Below are 19,766 nucleotides of genomic sequence, written 5' to 3'. Positions count from 1 at the left end.
TAGCCGAAAGTTTCAATCTGGAGCCCACAATGCTGTTTATCAATAACAAAATAAAGGATGACTGATGGGCGACGACTTCAAACGGGCCATTGCACATTGGCCCTTTGTTTCACCACTGCTGACCAAACCTCAAACTGAGGCGGACTATGACAGGCCGGTCATGGCCCTCAATCTGTTACTGGATATCCTTGGAAAGGACGAAGCTCACCTACTAAATGAGCTTGAGGAAATCATCAACGACTGGATCGAAGCCTACGATCGTGAGCATCACCCAATGCCCCTCGCCAGTGGCGTCGATGTGCTGCGCTACATGGTGTGTGGGCATAATCTTACTCAAATCGACCTTCCGGGGGCGGCACGCAGCCGGTCGTTTCTGAGATCTTGAATGGGAAGCGCCAGCTCAATAGAGGGCAAATTCGCTGGTTGGCGGGACGGTTTGGAGTTTCAGTGAGAACGTTTATCTAGGTCTAAGGGCTAACCGGCGACGCCCATCTACTCATAACAAATCTGCCGCGGGGCGTGGCGGTTGCAGCTGGTAGCAAGCCATTGCGCGGTGTTCGAGTATGTCTTGCTAGCTTTTTGAGGTGTTGTGGCACTATATTGCCAGTATTCGGTGTATGTGGTCTGCATATATTCTGCTTATCACTAGCTCAGGTAATAAATTAGATAACTGGTGAAGCTTCCATGGATTTGGGTTCGGTAAACGTTGATAGGGTAGTTAAATTTGCACTTTATAGTTTCTTTTTAATTGTTCCACTGACGGTTTTATTTTTGTGGAAGATTGATTTGGATACTTCTCTTCAGATAGATAGTGCCAAGTTTGGCACATTTGGGGATTTTATTGGCGGAGTACTGGGCTCTATTTGGTCTCTTTGCGGTGTTTTAATATTTTATATTGCTTTGAAAGAACAGCGTGATGATTTTAAAACTAATAAAGATGCTTTTGTAAAGCAAGCTGAGGCCTTAGATCTTCAGATTGAAGAATTTCGTCTCCAGCGCGATGAGCTATACCAGTCAAGGCAGGTGTTTATCGAACAATCGCGGACACTTAAACAGCAGAGAATGTCGTCGATGTATTTTTCTTTAATCGATTTGTATAGAAAAATCGTGGATGGCCTAAATGAGCAATGCGCTGAAGGAAACTACTTTAAAACCCTTAGGCGGTCGATGTTAGATGATTTTGTTTGGTGCGTTAATCCTGATAGCTGTCATAAAAAGGCAAAAGAGCATTATGTGACGTTGTACTATTCACGAAAAGAAGAATTGTCGCACTATTATAAAATTATATATAGAATTTTTAAGGTTGTTGATGAGTCTGATTTGGATGAAAGTGATAAGTTTCAGTATATAACAATTTTGCGATCTCAGCTGTCGGAGAATGAGATGCTTGCGATATACTATAATTCACAGTCTCGGTATGGTGAACAGCTCTACAGGTTTATACTTAGATATAACTTCCTAAAGCATTTGCCATCAATATCAAAGCCGGAGTTTAAAGGCTATCTAACAGGTCAGATTAATTTTTCTGACTTGTTGGGGTTCAATACTACGTTATTTTCCGTAATATCGGAGGTCATCCAGAAGCTGGAGGTGTCGATAAGAGGTGAAGACTTTGAAGAGGAAAAGGTTTCTTTCTCTATTATAGAGCAGAATAATATTACGCTTTCGGTAAGGGCTAGTGAGTTGAATGAGATGCAAATTGATTTCTCATATCCATTACCTTCTTCGGAAATGCAAATATTGAACTTTAATGTTGAGGATTTCTCTTCTTACATGAGCTTTCTTTTATACGACTTTTTTGTTTGTTCTCGATATCAAAACGAACCGTTTTCTGATTTCGTAAAGGTCTGTGTTGGTGAGAATGATGTTTCTTTTATAATTGTTAGTCAAAATATTCTGCGTTTAAATGGCGATGCTGATGGGGTAAAAAATGTCTAATCCAAATTTGTATTTGAATAAAGATCAGTTTGAGAATGTATTTAAAAAACATATTAAGACAAGTGTATACTCCTTGTCCATCAAGACGTTGTTTGGCGAGCGGATGACTCGCAAAATAAATTATAAACCTTATTATCAGCGCAATTATGTTTGGGACTTAGCTAAAGCCTCGTTCTTTATAGAAAGCATTTTGCTTGGTACTGATATTCCTCCCCTCATATTTTTTCTAAGCGGAGCATCAATTGAGGTTATAGATGGTCGCCAACGCTATGAAACAATTAAGCGTTTCCGAGAGGGTGACATCAAGTTGAATCTGAATGGTTTGACAAAGCTTACCCAACTCAGAGATCAGACTTACTCTAAGCTTGATGAAGATATTAAGAGTATATTGGATAATGCGAAGATACGTATATTTGAGTTTGAAGTCATAAATGAACCGAAGCTCGAAACAATTTTAGAAGATAAAATAAAGAAAGAAATTTTCCGACGTTATAACTCTGGTATTACTCCGCTAAATAGTGCGGAAATTGATAATGCTACATACGATGATGATGATATTACTAATAGACTAAAGGAGCTGTTAGGCACTGATAAAGAGCTAATTAGTGATGTGGCGGAGAAATTTATTGGTAGGCAATTGTCAGATATGTCGCCAAATAACGCGACGGTTCTCCAATTTCTACGTAAGTATTTAGTGTTGTCCTCGTTTCCAATAAACACCTATGCGACAGGTGTGAATAGATCTGAAATTATCGATCTCTTATATAATGTGAAGAGTAGTAATACCGATGATGTGAATGAGCTTTGTGAGTTTTTGGCTTTGAATTTGAAAGCCTGCGCTTCGTTGATTAATTCTTTTGCTGATGAATCAATCAAAGCTAACAAGCTTGTAAATGAATCACTACTTTGGGGGCTGTGTATTCTTGTTGAAAATGATATTCCCCGAGAGGCTATTCTCGAAGAGTCCAAGTCAAAAATTATCGAGGCGTCCATAAAAAAGCTACTTCCGGAATTTATTTCTGAAAATAGCCATCATTACAAGTCAATAATAAATAGGCATCAAGCTGCTGCTAAAGCTTATGAAAATGCTTTTTCTTTCAGTTTTTCTTCGTTTTTTAAAGATGAAAATTTCAAAGGCGTCGTTAAAACTTTAAGGCAGAGTGAGAAAGAAGCTAAGCTCAAAATCGCAGAGTTATCCTCACTTCGCGTTCAGAAGCCAGAGCCCTCTCTTATCCCGATTGAAGAAATAATTAGCGAGATTAGTACGAATAAGTACCAGTTGAGGCCCACTTACCAGCGGCAAGAAAAAATAAATCTGTATAAGGCCTCTGCAATCATCGAAAGTGTCATATTGGGGATTAATTTGCCACCAATATTTATTTTTAAAAATAAGTCTGGTGTGAAAGAAGTTATCGATGGGCAACAGCGCTTGCTATCTATTCTGGGTTTTTTAGGGAAGCAGTATCAGAATGAGGTAGGGGATTTTGTATATCCTAAGAATGTTAATTACAAATTAAATCGTTTGAAAATTTTGAGTGAGCTAGATGGGAAATCTTACACCGCTCTAGATGTGAATACTCAAGAAAAAATTCTTGACTTTAAACTTAGTGTTATTGAAATTGACTATGCTCTAAACAATAATTTCGAGCCTGTAGATTTGTTTATTCGTTTGAACAATAAGCCTTATCCCATCAAAGAGAACTCCTTTGAAATGTGGAATTCTTTCATGGATCGAGATGTGATAAAGAAAATCAGAGACATAACAGATGAAAATATCTCTTGGCTTTTTATTAAGCAAAGGGATACGAGCTCTGGTGTGGATCGGATGCTGAATGAAGAGCTTATTGCTCTGCTGTCTTACATCGCACACTGCACTGAGCACCGGAAGGACTTTAAGAGTATCGGATTTTATCTTCGTGATAAAAAAATCAACTGCCGAATTAGTGAGAAGAAAGATGTCTCTAACCTGCTAGAGCGTATCTCAATGGATGTAGAACTTAAACGTTCTTTTATGGGCAGTCTTGAAAGTATTGAAAAATACATTAATTTGCTAAAGTCTAAGCTTGACCCGGCCGATTTTAAGGCATCGCTTAATTCGTTGATTAATAAAGAGCAATCAACGTATAAACGCTATTTGGTTGATTTTTATATATTGTTTCAAATACTGCAAAGATACTCTTACGAGGATTTAAGTCAGATATCTTTCAATGAGATAAAGGGGAAAATGGCGTTAGTTCAGAAAGAAATTAAAAATCCGTCAAAAATCGACGATGCGCAAACCTATCAAGAACATTTCAGTGAGCTATTGAACTCGGCCACTAAAATTGAGGTTTAAGAGCAGCGGTTTTTGATTTTTATGTGGCCATGGTATCGAAAGTCCTGGCCATTTATCATATAAGCGTAAATTTTAGGGGCGTGCGGATATTTTAAATTTCAAGGATGTATATCCTATTTTAATTAGCCCCTCATATGCATAAGTCTACGACGAACAACTGATCTCCAAATGCTTGCCCCAATCCGGCGGTCGCTGGGCATATTGCTCCATCCCCGCCTGCTCCTCGAACGGTTTGGAAAGCACCTCATGCAACCGCTGCACTTCGCTGTAGTCGCCTGATTCGGCGGCAGCGATAGCGTTCTGTGCGAGGTAGTTACGCAGGATGTACAGCGGGTTCACTGCGTGCATCCGCTCACGGCGCTGTTCCTCGCTGTAATCCCCATCCCGCTCAACACGAGCCTTGTAAAGTCCTGCCCAGGCATCAAAGCCGGCGAGGTCGACAAAATCATCGCGCAGCTTCGCCACCGCCATCTCTGCCGATTCGTCGCCCAGGCGCCGGAAGAACAAGGTGTAATCCACACCGCTGTTCTGCATCAGTTTCAGCAGGCGCTCCACCAGTTGCTGGTCGTCGTCTTCGGCGGTGGTGAGCCCGAGTCGGCGACGCATCAGGTCCAGGTAGTGCGCCTGGTACAGCGGCAGGTACAGGCCGAGGGCCTCCTTCAAGGCATCGACGCTGATAAACGGCGTGAGCGCCTGGGCCAGCGCACTGAGGTTCCACTGTCCAATCGGCACCTGATTGCTGAAGGAGTAGCGCCCTTCATGGTCCGAATGGTTGCAGATGAAGTGCGCGTCAAAGTCATCAAGAAACGCGAACGGCCCGAAGTCGAAGGTGATGCCCAGGATCGACATGTTGTCGGTGTTCATCACGCCATGGCAGAAACCATAGGCCTGCCATTTGGCGATCATCTCGGCGTTGCGCTCGACGATTTCACGGAACATCGCCAGGTACGGTTCGAGCTGTTCGCGGCACTCGGGGTAGTGCAGGTTCAGCACATGCTCGGCCAGTTCGGCTTGCTGCTCGGGCTTCTTGGTGTAGTAGAAGTATTCGAAATGCCCAAAGCGGATATGGCTGGGCGCGAGGCGCAACACCATGGCACCCCGCTCCTGTTTTTCCCGCCATACCGGCGTGCTGGAGCCGATTACACACAGCGCGCGGCTGCTGGGAATGCCCAGCGCGTGAAGTGCTTCGCTGGCGAGGAATTCACGAATCGAGGAGCGTAAAACCGCGCGGCCATCGCCCGTCCGCGAGTAAGGCGTCATTCCGGCGCCCTTGAGGTGCAGGTCCCAATGTTCGCCGGCCTCGTTGTACACCTCGCCCAGCAACAACCCACGGCCGTCGCCCAGCTGAGGGGTATAGCCGCCGAACTGGTGCCCGGAATAGATCATCGCGCGCGGTTCTGCTTCGGCCCACAGCTTGTGGCCGCTGAACAGTTCGGCGAATACCGGCGTTTCGGCCACCGCCGGGACGAGGTCGAGCAGGGCCATGGCGGCGTTGCTCGCCACGACAAGGCGAGGCTCGTCGAGGGGTTCGGGCAAAACGTGGGTTGAGAACGCGTCGCCCAGGCGTGCGAAGCGGTTGTCGAAGGTCAGTTCGTCGAGGGCTTTCACCGGCCATCTCCAGCAGAATGTCCGAGCATTCTGCTGGGGATAGACGCTTTAGTCGAGTTTGCTGGGCGGCGGTTCCGGCGCATCGTCGACTTTGCCGGGCGGCGGCTCGGGGGCGTCCTGTTCGGTGGCGGGCCCGGCGATGGTCTTGCGATCATCCTCGACCGGCACCAGTTTGTACTCCTGGCCATGCATGTTCTTGAGGTACACCTCCATCTGCCGGAACGAGATGTTGATGTGCTGCTTCTTGAACTCACGGTTGATGTAGCGGTTGACCTCGTCGAGTACCGGGTTGCGGTCACCCAGGTCGCGCACGTGCATACGCAGCTCGTGGTCGAGGGTGCTTTCGCCGAAGTTGAGGAAGTACACGTGAGGTTCCGGTTCCTTCAGCACCCGTGGATTTTCCCTCGCGGCCTTGAGCAGCAATTCCTTCACCAGGTCTAGATCGGAGCCGTAGTCCACGCCCAGTTTCAGAGTGACGCGGGTGATGGTGTCGGTCAGCGACCAGTTAATCAGTTGCCCGGTAATGAACGTCTTGTTCGGGACAATGATGTCCTTGCGGTCGAAGTCGGTGATGGTGGTGGCGCGGATGCGGATTTTGCTCACCGTGCCCGACAGGTTGCCGATGGTGATGGTGTCGCCGATACGCACCGGGCGTTCGAACAGGATCATGATGCCGGAGATAAAGTTGGCGAAGATCTCCTGCATGCCGAAGCCCAAGCCCACCGACAGCGCGGCGACCAGCCACTGCAGCTTGTCCCAGCTCACGCCGAGGGTAGACAGGGTGGACACGAAGCCGACGCCGGCAATCACATAGGACAGCAGCGTGGTGGTGGCGTAGGCGCTGCCCTGTGCCAGATCCAGTTTGGACAGCACCAACACCTCCAGCAGACCGGGCAGGTTGCGCGCCAGGGCGAAGGTGATACCGATGATGATCAGCGCGCCGAGCAAGTCGCCGATGCTGATGGGCACCATGCTGATATTGGCACCGGTGCCGCTGGTGTATTCGTACAGCGTGACGTTATCCAGGTACGAAAACACCGAGATCAGGTCCGACCACACCCAGTACAACGCGGCGATAAAGCCGCCCAGCAGGGCCAGGCGAATCAGGCGCATGGACTGTTCGTTGACCTGCTCGATGTCCAGGGTCGGCTCTTCGATTACCGCTTCGCCGTCACCTGCTTCCTTGGCGGCCTGGCGTTTGGCCAAGGCGCGGGAATAAGCCAGGCGCCGGGCGGCAACGCCTAGGCCGCGGACGAAGGTGGCTTCGATGACCAGCCAAAACATCAACAGGTACAAGGTGTTGATCAGTCGGTCGCTGAGCTTGAGGGCGGTGTAGTAGTAGCCAAAGCACACGGCAATAAACAGGGCGATCGGCAGCGCGGTGAATACCAGGCCCACGGACTTGCGGAACAGCGAGGCTTTTTCGTGGGTCGGGCTGTGCAGCAGCAGGCGCCCGAGCAGCCAGGCCATCAGGGCGTAGCAGGTCAGGACCACGGCGATGCCCAGCACGTCGTCCGCCAGTGCCGCCGGTTGATGCTCGGCAATCGCCACCACGGCCACCAGAGCCAATACCACCAGCCCGAGTTTGCGCACCCAACCCTGGAGGAATTCGACCTGGGGTTTTTCCCAGCGGAAGTGCAGTTCCGCCACGCCGCCCGGCGCCAGGATGCGGTAGGCGGTGTAGAACACCAGCCACGCCTGGGCCAGTTGCAGCAGGGCTGAACCCAGGTTGGCGTTTTGCCCACGGGCGTCGATCTGCAGCGCGTAGCCGCACAGCGCCAGTCCCAGCGATACGGGCATGGCCAGCAGGATATTGATCAAGATGGCTTGCGGCGTGTGCCACTGGCTGTCGCGCTTGAAGTGCCCGATGTCCAGGTGGACCTTGTTCAGGCGTTGGTACAGGGCCTTGCGTCGCCACAGCAGTGCGCCGATCAACAGCAGCAACGGCAGGAACAGCAGCGGGCGCTGGGTCAGGCCGTCGTACAACTCACTGACGCTGGAGGCCCAGGGCAGGGTGGTGACTTGCTTGCTCAAGTGCGCCGGCACGGTTTCCAGCCACTCGGTGTCCAGCGGCTTGTTACTGGGGATCCAGAACATCTGTTCATCCAGCGTTGCGCGCAGGGTGGTCGCGGTGCTGAGCAGTTGTTTCTGGTTCAGTTGCAGGGTGATGGACTCATTGAGCAGCGCGCTCAACTCACGACTCAGGCGCTCCAGCAGGTCGCTGCGGGTAATCGCCAGTTCCAGCAGGGTTCGGCGCAGTTGCGGGGTGATGTCATCCGGTGGCTGGTTGGCCAGCAGATTGTCCACATAGGTGCTGGGGGAACTGATCAGCTCACGCTGTTGGTTGACCTCAAACTGGTACAGGCGAATGTTGGCGATGTCGTCCGCCAGGTCGCGGTCCACCGTCAGGCGTGGCAGCGCTTGTTTTTGCTTATACAGAATCTTCGACAGCAGCAGGCTGCCCTTGAGCACGTTGATCTGCTCGTCCAGGGCCGAGTCGCTCTGGGTCACGGTGTCCAGTTGCTGCTTGGTCTGCAGGTTCTTCTGGGTCAGGTCGTTGAGGCGGTCGGTGCTTTTGAGCAGGTAGTCGGACAGCTTCAGGTTGGCCGCGCTTTCGGTGGCCAACAGGCTGCTGCCACCGGCCTTTTGCGCTTCGATCGACTGCTGGGTGACGGTCTGTTGGGACTGGGCCAGGCGTTTCTGGTTGATCAGGGTTTGCAGGTCCTGGATTTCTTGTTCCAGGCGCGCGGTCTTTTCCACCACGAGGTCGTGCTGGCTGTTGCCCAGGTCTTGCAGTTGACTGTTGCCGGCCAGTTCCTGGCGGCGCAGGGGGATCAGGGCATTGAGCGCAGCGAGTTCGGCATTCAGTTGGTTGCGCTGGTCGCCGCTGAGGGCTTTGCCATTGTCTTTACCGGCCTTGAGGGTCGCGTTGATCTGCTGGATGCGCGTCTGGCTGCTGCTGATTTCGGTCTGCGCGCGTTCGGGGCGTGTTTGGGCAGCGATGGTCAGGCTGTTGGCTTCGGCCAGGTCTTTTTGCAGGTCGCCTTGCTGGGTGGTGCGTTGCACCAGCAATTGCTCAAGCTGTGGCACGGGCAGCGTGGCATAGCGTTGGGCCACCGGGATGATTTTGGTGGCCTTGAGCCGGGTCAGCTCGCGCTGGTTTTCGCTGGTCTGGCGCGGCGCGTCTTCCAGCTGGCGCTTGAGGTCAGTGAGGCGCTGCTCATAATCCTGCTGGTTGCCCAGGTAGGTCAGGGTCTGTTGCAGGATCGACTGCAGCGCCTTCATGTCGGCGTCGGGCAGTTTGCGATCAGGCAGCTTGTCCAGGGTTTGCTGAATGGCGTCGGCGCTGGGCGGCTCGGCGGCGTAGACGCTGCCGACACAAAGGGTCAGGCCCAGCAGGGCAGTGGCGAGAAAAGTGCGCAGGGTTGGCATAGAGACCGGTCTTGCAAGGTGAAGAATCGGGAGCGTGCTGTCGCTCCGCAGTTTAGAGGAAGAGTCCGGGGCCCGGGCGACTTCCTTCGGGGAATCTGACGCCCACTTTGCCGATCTTGTTCCCGTCCATGACCGCGACGGTCCAGATGGTGTTGTTCCACTCCACCTGGTCGCCGACGATAGGGGCGCCGCCGACTTTCTGGTTGATGAAGCTGCTCAGTGGCATGTCCGGGTCGATACCCTCCAGCTTCAGGCCGTAAAGGGCCGAAACCGCGCCCAGTTGGGCGTCGCCTTCCAGCACGAAGTCGCCGAAGAAGCGCAGATCGAGGCCGCGTTGTGGTGCCTGGCTGAACAGTTTGCCGAGGGCTGGCAGGTTGTGTTCATGGCCGATCACACAGAGCAGATCGTCGACTTCCAGCACCGTACTACCCGACGGATGGAGCAGTTGCTGGCCCCGGAACAGCGCAGCAATCCGCGTGCCTTCAGGCATTTTCAGTTCGCGCAGCGCTGCCCCGATGCACCATTTTTCGGCGCCCAGGCGGTAGACGAAAAGCTCCCACTCGCTGGTGACGTGTACTTCCAGGGCGGCGCGAGAGATCGGAGCGGGGTCCGGCGGTACGGTCACTTTCAGCAACTTGGCCACCCACGGCAGGCTCGTGCCCTGCACCAGCAGCGAGACCAGCACGATAAAGAACGCCAGGTTGAAGTACAGCTGTGCGTGGGGCAGTCCGGCCATCAGCGGGAATACCGCGAGAATGATCGGGACTGCGCCGCGCAGACCGACCCAGGCGATAAAGCCTTTTTCGCGACCGTGGAACGCTTTGAACGGCAGCAGGCCGACGATCACCGACAGAGGACGCGCAAACAGGATCATCCACAGCGCCAGGCCCAGGGCCGGCAGAGCGATTGGCAGCAAATCATGGGGCGTGACCAGCAGGCCAAGCACCAGGAACATGCCGATTTGCGCGAGCCAGGCCATGCCGTCGAGCATGTGCAAAATGCCATGCCGACTGCGCACCGGGCGGTTGCCGATTACCAGGCCGCACAGGTACACGGCAAGGAAGCCGCTGCCGTGCAAGGCGTTGGTCAGTGCGAAGACGAACAGGCCGCCGGCGATCACCAGGATCGGATAAAGGCCGGTCGCCAGATTGATACGGTTGACCATCTGCAGCATCAGCCAACCGCCGCCCAGGCCGACGATGCCACCGATGCCGAATTCGCGTACCAGATGAGTCAGCAGGCTCCAGTGCAGACCGGTCTGACCGCTGGCGAGCATGTCAATCAGGGTGACGGTGAGGAACACCGCCATTGGGTCGTTGCTGCCGGATTCGATTTCCAGAGTGGCGGTGACCCGTTCGTTCAGGCCCTTGCCGCCGAGCAGCGAGAACACCGCCGCAGCGTCTGTGGAGCCGACAATCGCGCCAATCAGCAAGCCTTGAATAATATTGAGGTCAAACAACCAGGCCGCCGCCATGCCCGTGAGGCCGGTGGTAATCAACACCCCCACCGTGGCCAGGGACAGTGCTGGCCAAAGCGCCACTCGGAAACTCGCCACCCGCGTGCGCAACCCGCCGTCGAGCAGGATTACGGCCAGTGCGAGGTTGCCCACCAGGTAGGCGGTTGGGTAGTTATCGAAAATGATGCCGCCGCCATCGACGCCGGCGACCATGCCCACGGCCAGGATGATCACCAGGATCGGGATGCCCAGGCGCGACGAAAGAGAACTCACCAGAATGCTCGCACTCACCAGCAACGCGCCGATCAAGAACAGGCTGTTGATGGTCGTCGCATTCAAAGGCAGTACTCCATGAGCAAATAAGACGGGACGCAAACTGACCATGCAGTCTGCGTGCCAGGGATTCTAACCTGTTGAATTGCTGTGCTGTCAAAAAGCTTTTAACGCCGGGCGCAGATCTGAATGTGGGAGGGGGCTTGCCCCCGATGGCGGTATGTCAGTCAGCTTATCTGTAACTGACCCACCGCTATCGGGGGCAAGCCCCCTCCCACATTTCAAGCCAGTGCAGGCAGTTAGAGGCGAAAGCGGCCGACCATCCCATTCAAATCCACCGCCAGGCGCGACAGCTCACTGCTGGCCGCACTGGTCTGGCTGGCGCCGGTCGCCGACTGCACCGACAGGTCACGAATGTTCACCAGGTTGCGGTCCACTTCCCGCGCCACCTGCGCCTGCTCTTCCGCCGCGCTGGCGATCACCAGGTTGCGCTCGTTGATCTCGACAATCGCCGTGTTGATGGTGTCCAGCGACATCCCGGCACCTTTGGCGATGTTCAGCGTCGACTCAGCGCGCTCGGTGCTGTTGCGCATCGAATCCACCGCGTGCTCGGTGCCGGCCTGGATACTGCCGATCATCCGCTCGATCTCGCTGGTGGACTGCTGGGTGCGATGGGCCAACGCCCGTACTTCATCGGCAACCACCGCGAAACCACGCCCGGCTTCGCCGGCACGCGCGGCTTCAATCGCCGCGTTCAGGGCCAGCAGATTGGTCTGGTCAGCCAGGCCGCGAATCACGTCCAGCACTTTGCCAATATCACGCGACTCATTGGCCAAGTCGCCAATCAGGGTGGCGGTGGCTTGTACATCGCCGCTCATGCGCTCGATGGCGCTGACAGTTTCCTGCACCAGGTCACGGCCGTCACCGGCTGAGGTGGTGGCGTTGCGCGAGGCTTCAGAGGTGCTCACCGCATTGCGCGCGACTTCTTCGACGGCGCTGGTCATCTCATTGACGGCGGTGGCGGCTTGCTCGATCTCGTTGTTCTGCTGGGTCAGGCCACGGGCGCTTTCGTCGGTGACGGCATTCAGCTCTTCGGCGGCGGAAGCCAACTGGGTGGCAGAACCGGCGATGCGTTGCAGGGTGTCGCGCAGCTTGTCCTGCATCTTGGCCATGGCGGCCAGCAAGCGTCCGGCTTCGTCGTTGCCGTCGACCTTGATCGGCCGTGTCAGGTTGCCTTCGGCGACTTCTTCCGCCGCTTCTAGCGCTTGGGAAATCGGCAGGGTGATGCTGCGGGTCAGCAGCCAGGCGAACAACATCGTCAGCGCCGTGGCGATCACCAGCAGGCCCACGACCAGGTTGAACGCCAAGTTGTATTGGTCTTCGGCCTCCTGATTTGTGGCGAGGGCCATCTTGTTATTGAGGTCCAGCAGGCGCGTCAGCACGGCGTTGACCTGCTCGGAGTTGCTCAGCAACTCGGTGTTGAGCAGGCTGCGCAGCTCGTCCACCTGGTTGGCCCGTGACAGGCTCTTCATGCGTTCTTCAATTTGATGGTACTGGCCAAGCAAGCGCACGTACTCGTTGTAGGTGGCGCGCTCTTCGCTGCCTTCAATCAGTTTTTCGTAAATGCCCTGGGCTGTGCGGATCTGCTGGTTACGCAGTTCGAAGGCTTCCAGGGTCTTTTGCTGCACGTCCGGCTCGCGGTTGGTCAGCAAGCGGTACGACAGCACTCGCAGGCGCAAGGTCAGTTGGGTGAATTCATCAAGGGCACGAATGCTTGGCACGCTGGACAAGGTGATGTCTTCAGTGGCAGCACGGATTTTGCTCATCTGGTTGAGGGCGAATACACCGAGAAACAGCATGAGTGCACCAATCAACGCAAAACCGAGGAATGCCCTCGGAGCGATATTCATATTACGAAGCGACATGCGGGAATCCTGGGGAGAAGCGCGATCCGTGCGAGGGGTGAGACGGGGTGTGCATCTCTATCGGTCGTACGACTAAAGTCTAAAGGGGCGTGTGCGTTTTTGTCGCATCTGACGAGGGGTTTGGCCGATTCAGGAACCAGATCGGGTAAATGCAGTCACTAAGGCTCGAAAGTGCGGCCCGGCCCCTAAAAATCGGGCTGCGCGCCGGGGATAACCCTGGCATCCGAGGTGAATTTTCTTTATCGTCACCGCCCTTTGAAAAAGCCCGAGAAATCAAAATGTTAGAAGCATCCCTCAGCCAATTGGAACAACTGGTCAACGACCTCGTACAGCAGAATCAAGACCTGCTGAGCAGCAACGAATCCCTCAAGGCCGAACTGGCCAACGCCAAGGATGAGAACGACAGCCTGCAACTGAGCTTGATGGAGCAGGAAGAAAAACACGGCGCCACCGCTGCCCGTATCCAGGCGTTGGTTGAGCGTGTGAGCGCAGGGCCTGTCGGCGCATGAATGAAGGGATAAAGGTCGTTTCGATTCTCGGAGAGGATTACTCGATCAAGGCGCCAGCCGGGGAAGACAAGACCCTGATGCACGCCGTGACCATGCTCAAGGCCTCCCTGGCCACCACCAAGAAAAAGTACCCGACCCTGATCGGTGACAAATTACTGGTGCTGGCGGCGCTGAACCTGTGCGCCGAGCAGATTGAACTGCAGCAGGCTCATCAGCAGGAACTCGACCGTTACCAAGAGCAAGTCAGCGCCACGGTCGAGGTGATTTCCAAGGCTATCCAGCCTTAGAACCACGCATCCTGCATCCCCAGGCACGTATCATCCCGTGCCTCCAGAATCGCCAGTTCATGATGGCAGCCCGGTACTTCCCAGGTCAGGAAGTAACGGGCGGCCTGGAGCTTGCCTTTATAGAAGGCAGCATCCGCCGCATTGCCCTTGGCCAGCCCTTCTTCGGCGCGAATCGCCTGTTCCAGCCAGCGCCAGCCAATTACCGTATGCCCGAATACCTTCAGGTACAGCGCCGAGTTCGCCAGGCTGCTGTTGACCTTGCCGTGGGCGAGATCCGTCAGCAGGCCCAGGGTGACGTGTTGCAGGCGCGCAACCAGTTGTTCCAGAGGTTCTCTCAAGGCGGTGAGTGATGAGTATTCCTGGGCGCGGGCGCCGGTTTCGGAGATCAGGCGGATCAGTTGCTTGAGCCCCGCGCCGCCGTTCTGTGCCAGCTTGCGGCCCAGCAAATCCAGAGACTGGATGCCATGGGTGCCTTCATGGATCGGGTTCAGGCGGTTGTCGCGGTAGTACTGCTCCACCGGGTATTCACGGGTGTAGCCGTGGCCGCCGAGGATCTGGATCGCCAGTTCGTTGGCCTTGAGGCAAAACTCCGACGGCCAGGATTTAACGATGGGCGTGAGCAGGTCCAGCAGTTCGTGGGCCTGTTTGCGTTCGCTCTCGGTTTCCAGCGTCGTGGTGTCATCGAACAGGCGCGCGGCGTACAGGCCCAGGTCGAACGCGCCTTCTACGTAAGCTTTTTGGGTCAGCAGCATGCGCTTGATATCCGCGTGCTGGATGATCGAGACCGGCGCGGTGCTTGGGTCTTTGCTGTCGGGCAGACGACCTTGCGGGCGTTCGCGAGCGTATTCCAGGGAATACAGGTAGCCGGCGTAACCGAGCATGACCGCGCCCATGCCGACGCCGATGCGTGCCTCGTTCATCATCTGAAACATGCAGCTCAAGCCCTGGTGTGGTTTACCCACCAGATAGCCGACGCAGTTGCCGTTATCGCCGAAGTTAAGCGCGGTCGACGTGGTGCCGCGCCAGCCCATCTTGTGAAACAGCCCGGCCAACAGCACGTCGTTGCGTGCACCGAGACTGCCGTCATCGTTAACCAGGAATTTGGGCACGATGAACAGCGAAATGCCCTTCACCCCGGCCGGCGCATCCGGCAGCTTGGCCAGCACCATATGCACGATGTTTTCCGACAGCGGGTGGTCGCCTCCGGAGATAAAGATCTTGTTGCCCTTGAGTCGATAGCTGCCGTCAGCCGCAGGTTCGGCGCGGGTACGAATATCCGACAGCGATGAGCCCGCGTGGGGTTCTGTCAGGGCCATGGTGCCGAAGAAACGCCCGTCGATCATCGGTTGTAGGAAGCGCTGTTTTTGCTCCTCGGTGCCGAAGCTTTCGATCAGGTTGGCCGCGCCCATGGTCAGGAATGGGTAGGAAGTGGATGCCGCGTTGGCGGACTGGAAGTGCGCAAAGCAGGCCTGGGACAGCAAGGTCGGCAACTGCATGCCACCCGCTTCGAAACTGCGGGCGGCATTGAGGAAACCGGCTTCCAGGAACGCATCCACGGCCGGTTTGACTTCCGGAATCAGGATCGCCTTGCCGTCTTCGTAGCGCGGTTCGTTTTCGTCGTTTTTGCGGTTATGCGGCGCGAAATATTTTTCGGCGATGGAGCGCGCGGTGCTGATGGCCGCATCGAAGGTTTCGCGATTGTGCTCGGCAAACCGCTCGCGCTGGGTCAGGCCCTCGGCATCGAGGACTTCGTACAGCTCGAAAGCCAGATTGCGGGAACTGAGCAGCATCTCGGACATGGCGGCTTACCTTTGAAGGAATTGGCCTGAGTCTAAGTGCGCGAATTAAGGGTGAACAGCAAGATTGATCTAAGTGATGGAGTGGCAAAACACAGATGATCATTTGAAGTGCGATCAAATGTGGGAGGGGGCTTGCCCCCGATAGCAGTGGGTCAGCCAGAGATAAGTTGACTGATCCACCACAATCGGGTGCAAGCCCCCTCCCACATGTTTACCGCGTTTCGCCAGTTAGCCGATGGTCATCAGGCTGGCGTTACCGCCCGCTGCAGCGGTGTTAACGCTCAACGCCCGTTCGATCACCAGGCGCTCCAAGGCAATGGATGTTTCGCCCTGAGACAAGCCATGCACCCCGACAATCGCCCCACCGCGCTGCGCCACTTGCTGGCACACCGCACGCAGTTGGTCTGAGTCACCGTGATGCAGGACGGCGTCAAACACCACCTCGTCCTTGGTCCAATCCGCCACGCGCTTGATCTTCGCTTGAATTTCCTTCGGCAAGCGTAGGAACACGGCTTTTGTCAGGTCAGTTTCCGGCCATACCGCCGAACCGCCGACGGCCAATACCGCCGCCAGTTGAGTCAACAGATCGCCTTCCACTTCCGCCAGGCACAGTACGTGCTCGCGGGGCAGGATGGCGTAGCTGTTGCGCTCGCCGGTCGGACCCGCCAACTGACGGGTGATCCCGCTTTGGGATTGTGCGGCGAACTGGCTGCACAGAGCACTCAGCTCGCTGAACGAATTGCTGTCGGCCCAGGTTTTCAGGGCGGTCAGCGGTTGGCTCATGGCGTCGCGCAGACGTACATCCGGTGCAGTCAACGTGTCGCCACGTACGAAGGATTGCTCGATCGCATCGGTAGGACGGGTCGACAGCAAGCGGTACAGGTACAGCGGACCACCGGCTTTCGGGCCTGTGCCCGACAGGCCTTCGCCGCCGAACGGTTGCACGCCGACCACGGCACCCACGATGTTGCGGTTTACGTAGACGTTACCGGCATTGACGTTGTCGATCACCTTGGCGATGGTCTCGTCGATACGGGTGTGCACGCCCAGGGTCAGGCCGTAGCCGGAGGCGTTGATCTGGCCGATGAGCTGGTCGATCTCTTTGCGCTTGTAGCGCACCACGTGCAGTACCGGGCCGAAGATCTCGCGTTGCAGTTCGTCAAAGCTTTCCAGTTCGATCAGGGTTGGCATCACGAAGGTGCCGCGCTTGATTTCTTCACCGTCGGCAATTGCCACCTGGTACACATTGCGGCCTTTGTCGCGCATGGCCTGGATGTGTTTCTCGATGCCGGCCTTGGCTTCGGCGTCGATCACCGGGCCGATGTCTACCGACAGGCGCTCCGGGTTGCCAAGGCGGCATTCAGCCATGGCGCCCTTAAGCATTTCGATGACGCGGTCTGCCGAATCTTCCTGCAGGCACAGTACCCGCAGGGCCGAGCAACGCTGGCCGGCGCTGTCGAAGGCCGAGGACACCACGTCGATGACCACTTGTTCGGTCAGTGCCGAAGAATCCACGATCATCGCGTTCTGGCCACCGGTTTCGGCGATCAGCGGGATCGGACGGCCCTGGGCATCCAGGCGGCCGGCGACATTGCGTTGCAGCAGGCGCGCGACTTCGGTGGAACCGGTGAACATCACGCCTTTGACGCGATCATCACCGACCAGGCGGGCACCCACGCTTTCGCCCTGGCCCGGCAGCAGTTGCAGCACGCCTTCCGGAATACCGGCTTCCAGCAGGATGCGCACGGCTTGTGCAGCCACCAGCGGGGTTTGCTCGGCAGGTTTGGCCAATACCGGGTTGCCGGCGGCCAATGCGGCTGCGACTTGACCACTGAAAATCGCCAGCGGGAAGTTCCAAGGGCTGATGCAGACCACTGGGCCCAGCGGACGGTGGGCATCATTGGTGAAGTCGTTACGGGCCTGTACGGCGTAGTAACGCAGGAAGTCCACAGCTTCACGCACTTCGGCGATGGCGTTGGCGAAGGTTTTGCCGGCTTCGCGAGCCAGCAGTCCCATCAGCGGTTGGATCTCGCCTTCCATCAGGTCGGCGGCACGTTCCAGAATCGCGGCACGCTCGGCGGGCGGGGTGGCCTGCCAGATCGGGCCAGCGTTGATGGCGCATTGAATCGCGTTGTCGACGTCTTCGACGGTAGCTTCTTGAACCTGACCAACCACATCACGCAGGTCAGACGGGTTCAGTACTGGCGCAGCCGGTTGATCACTGGTGGCGCAACCCAGCATCGGCGCGGCTTTCCAGTTGTTGTGTGCGGTTGCCAGCAAGGCGCAGGACAGCGACGCCAGGCGGTGTTCGTTGGCCAAGTCGATACCGGCCGAGTTGGCGCGGTCGCTGCCGTACAGGTCGCGTGGCAATGGAATACGCGGGTGCGGCAAGCCGAAGCCGCCTTCCTGCGTGGCCATTTGCTCGATGCTGGCCACTGGATCAGCCACCAGCTCCTGAATGGAGATGGACTGGTCGGCGATGCGGTTAACGAACGAGGTGTTGGCGCCGTTTTCCAGCAGGCGACGCACCAGGTAAGCCAGTAACGTTTCGTGGGTGCCGACCGGTGCGTACACGCGGCACGGACGGTTCAGTTTGCCTTCGGAAACCTTGCCTACGACCTGCTCGTACAGCGGCTCACCCATGCCGTGCAGGCATTGGAACTCGTACTGGCCGGGGTAATAGTTCTGACCGGCGATATGGTAAATGGCGGACAGGGTGTGGGCGTTGTGCGTGGCGAACTGCGGGTAGATGACTTCCGGCACCGACAGCAGCTTGCGTGCACAGGCAATGTAGGAAACGTCGGTGTACACCTTGCGGGTATACACCGGGTAGCCTTCCAGGCCTTCGACTTGGGCGCGTTTGATCTCGCTGTCCCAGTACGCGCCTTTTACCAGGCGGATCATCAGGCGATGGCGGCTGCGGCGCGCCAGGTCGATGACGTAGTCGATTACATAGGGGCAACGCTTTTGGTAGGCCTGGATCACGAAACCGATGCCGTTCCAGCCGGTCAGTTGCGGCTCGAAGCACAGGCGCTCCAGCAGGTCGAGGGACAGCTCAAGGCGGTCGGCCTCTTCGGCGTCGATGTTCAGGCCGATGTCGTATTGCTTGGCCAGCAAGGTCAGGGACAGCAGGCGCGGGTACAGCTCGTCCATCACGCGCTCGTACTGCGCACGGCTGTAACGCGGGTGAAGTGCCGACAGCTTGATGGAAATACCCGGGCCTTCATAAATCCCACGGCCGTGAGACGCTTTGCCGATGGAATGAATCGCTTGTTCGTATGACGCCAGGTATTTCTGGGCATCGTGTTCGGTGAGTGCGGCTTCACCGAGCATATCGTAGGAATAGCGGAAACCTTTGGCTTCGAACTTGCTGGCGTTGGCCAAGGCTTCGGCGATGGTTTCGCCGGTGACGAACTGCTCGCCCATCAGGCGCATGGCCATGTCGACGCCCTTGCGGATCATCGGCTCGCCGCTTTTGCCGATGATGCGGCTCAGGGACGAGGTCAAGCCGGCCTCATTATGGGTGGCGACCAGTTTGCCGGTCAGCAGCAGACCCCAGGTGGCAGCGTTGACGAACAGTGACGGGCTGTTGCCCAGGTGCGGATGCCAGTTGCCGGTGCTGATCTTGTCGCGGATCAGCGCGTCACGGGTGCCCTTGTCCGGGATGCGCAGCAGCGCCTCGGCCAGGCACATCAGGGCCACGCCTTCCTGGGATGACAGGGAAAATTCCTGCAGCAGGCCCTGAACAATGCCGGCGCGACCGCCAGCACTTTTCTGATTGCGCAGTTTTTCGGCAATCGAGGCGGCGAGCTTGTTGGTGGCTTCAGCCATTGGAGCCGGCAGACGCGCCTGCTCGATCAGCATCGGCACCACTTCCGGCTCTGGGCGACGGTAAGCGGCAGTGATGGACGCGCGCAGTACGGACTGCGGCAGGATGCTCTCGGCGAATTCAAGGAAGCACTGGTGCGCATGGTCGGCCTGGACTTCACCCGCGTCATCGGCATCCTTGCTGCTCAAACCGTTGAGTTCGGTCAGGGTTGCACCACCCTCCAGTTTCTCCAGGTAATTGAAAATCGCCTGCTTGATCAGCCAGTGCGGCGTGCGATCAATGGAGGTCGCGGCTGCCTTCAGGCGTTCGCGGGTCGGGTCGTCAAGTTTGACCCCAAGGGTGGTCGTCGCCATTTTCTTATCCTCATGGGTGCCA

General features: G+C 56.1%; 9 protein-coding genes and 3 pseudogenes. 5 read left to right on the top strand and 7 right to left on the bottom strand.

Features of this window, described 5'->3' with window-relative positions; all coding sequences use genetic code 11:
- Nucleotides 1-64 precede the first annotated feature (64 nt).
- From CKW32_RS23170 to CKW32_RS23160, 3 genes and pseudogenes are all read left to right on the top strand, one after another.
- Nucleotides 65-465 (top strand): annotated as a pseudogene (locus tag CKW32_RS23170) (type II toxin-antitoxin system HigA family antitoxin).
- Between the two features lie 219 nt (nt 466-684).
- The gene (locus CKW32_RS23165) at nt 685-1,938 is read left to right on the top strand and encodes a putative phage abortive infection protein (protein WP_095186108.1); all 1,254 of its coding nucleotides are present in this window, start codon (nt 685-687) and stop codon (nt 1,936-1,938) included.
- The gene (locus CKW32_RS23160) at nt 1,931-4,273 is read left to right on the top strand and encodes a DUF262 domain-containing protein (RefSeq protein ID WP_095186107.1); all 2,343 of its coding nucleotides are present in this window, start codon (nt 1,931-1,933) and stop codon (nt 4,271-4,273) included. Before CKW32_RS23165 ends, CKW32_RS23160 begins: the two co-directional genes overlap by 8 nt.
- Nucleotides 4,274-4,417: 144 nt before the next feature.
- On the opposite strand, the gene selO is transcribed toward CKW32_RS23160, so the two are convergent.
- The 5 genes and pseudogenes from selO to CKW32_RS28920 form a co-directional block, all read right to left on the bottom strand.
- Nucleotides 4,418-5,881 (bottom strand): protein adenylyltransferase SelO, encoded by a 1,464-nt coding sequence (selO, locus tag CKW32_RS23155; RefSeq protein ID WP_095186106.1) that lies wholly within the window; start codon nt 5,879-5,881, stop codon nt 4,418-4,420.
- 48 nt (nt 5,882-5,929) lie between these two features.
- Nucleotides 5,930-9,313, bottom strand: coding sequence for a mechanosensitive channel MscK (gene mscK, locus CKW32_RS23150; protein ID WP_032890337.1), 3,384 nt, complete (start codon nt 9,311-9,313; stop codon nt 5,930-5,932).
- 52 nt (nt 9,314-9,365) lie between these two features.
- Nucleotides 9,366-11,108 carry a potassium/proton antiporter gene (locus CKW32_RS23145; protein ID WP_032890339.1) on the bottom strand — a complete coding sequence of 581 codons (1,743 nt, stop codon included), beginning with the start codon at nt 11,106-11,108 and terminating at the stop codon, nt 9,366-9,368.
- A gap of 233 nt (nt 11,109-11,341) precedes the next feature.
- Nucleotides 11,342-11,941: pseudogene (locus CKW32_RS28925) on the bottom strand (methyl-accepting chemotaxis protein); the annotation flags it as partial.
- A 303-nt stretch (nt 11,942-12,244) separates the two neighbouring features.
- Nucleotides 12,245-12,901: pseudogene (locus CKW32_RS28920) on the bottom strand (MCP four helix bundle domain-containing protein); the annotation flags it as partial.
- A gap of 344 nt (nt 12,902-13,245) precedes the next feature.
- Here CKW32_RS28920 and CKW32_RS23135 point away from each other — a divergent pair.
- Both CKW32_RS23135 and CKW32_RS23130 read left to right on the top strand, forming a co-directional pair.
- Complete coding sequence (locus tag CKW32_RS23135; protein ID WP_032890343.1) at nt 13,246-13,476, top strand: hypothetical protein; 231 nt, start codon at nt 13,246-13,248, stop codon at nt 13,474-13,476.
- A complete protein-coding gene (locus CKW32_RS23130; RefSeq protein WP_032890345.1) occupies nt 13,473-13,763 on the top strand; it encodes a cell division protein ZapA in 291 nt (96 codons plus the stop codon). The genes CKW32_RS23135 and CKW32_RS23130 overlap by 4 nt, the downstream gene beginning before the upstream one ends.
- On the opposite strand, the gene CKW32_RS23125 is transcribed toward CKW32_RS23130, so the two are convergent.
- Complete coding sequence (locus tag CKW32_RS23125; RefSeq protein ID WP_095186105.1) at nt 13,760-15,562, bottom strand: acyl-CoA dehydrogenase; 1,803 nt, start codon at nt 15,560-15,562, stop codon at nt 13,760-13,762. The genes CKW32_RS23130 and CKW32_RS23125 overlap by 4 nt on opposite strands.
- Nucleotides 15,563-15,790: 228 nt before the next feature.
- On the bottom strand, nt 15,791-19,744 hold the full coding sequence (gene putA, locus CKW32_RS23120) for a trifunctional transcriptional regulator/proline dehydrogenase/L-glutamate gamma-semialdehyde dehydrogenase (RefSeq protein WP_095186104.1): 3,954 nt from the start codon (nt 19,742-19,744) through the stop codon (nt 15,791-15,793).
- Nucleotides 19,745-19,766: the final 22 nt, after the last annotated feature.

The sequence above is a fragment of the Pseudomonas sp. Irchel 3H9 genome, from assembly GCF_900187495.1.
Classification (GTDB): domain Bacteria; phylum Pseudomonadota; class Gammaproteobacteria; order Pseudomonadales; family Pseudomonadaceae; genus Aquipseudomonas; species Aquipseudomonas sivasensis.
This window is presented reverse-complemented; position numbering and strand designations above follow the sequence as displayed.